Source organism: Pseudomonas sp. NPDC098747 (assembly GCF_044760045.1).
Lineage (GTDB): Bacteria > Pseudomonadota > Gammaproteobacteria > Pseudomonadales > Pseudomonadaceae > Aquipseudomonas.
Map to the genome: position 1 here is coordinate 1 of NZ_JBIWAL010000073.1, position 416 is coordinate 416.

Sequence of the window (416 nt, forward strand, 5' to 3'; positions counted from 1 at the left end):
AATCATAAAGACTAAGAGTTCGATAAACAACAAAATACTTATCAGCAGCCCCAAGAACTGAAGTTTTAACGGAATAGTACATTATGTCGGCGACTCAAAATTACGGCACTGGCCGTCGCAAGACCGCAACCGCACGCGTTTTCCTGCGTCCGGGTACTGGTAATATCTCCATCAACAACCGTTCGCTGGAAAACTTCTTCGGCCGCGAAACTGCCCGCATGGTAGTTCGCCAGCCGCTGGAGCTGACTGAGACTGTCGAGAAGTTCGACATCTACGTCACCGTGATCGGTGGTGGTGTAAGTGGTCAGGCTGGCGCAATCCGCCACGGCATCACTCGCGCTCTGATGTAATTTTACGAATCCCTGCGTGGCGCTTTTAGCAAAGCTTGGTTTGTTAATCTCGTATGCCGTTAATTT

At 49.8% G+C, this 416-nt stretch carries 1 pseudogene; it reads left to right on the forward strand.

Features of this window, described 5'->3' with window-relative positions:
• Positions 1–83: 83 nt before the first annotated feature.
• Positions 84–338 (forward strand): annotated as a pseudogene (gene rpsI, locus ACIQVE_RS26610) (30S ribosomal protein S9); the annotation flags it as partial.
• Positions 339–416: the final 78 nt, after the last annotated feature.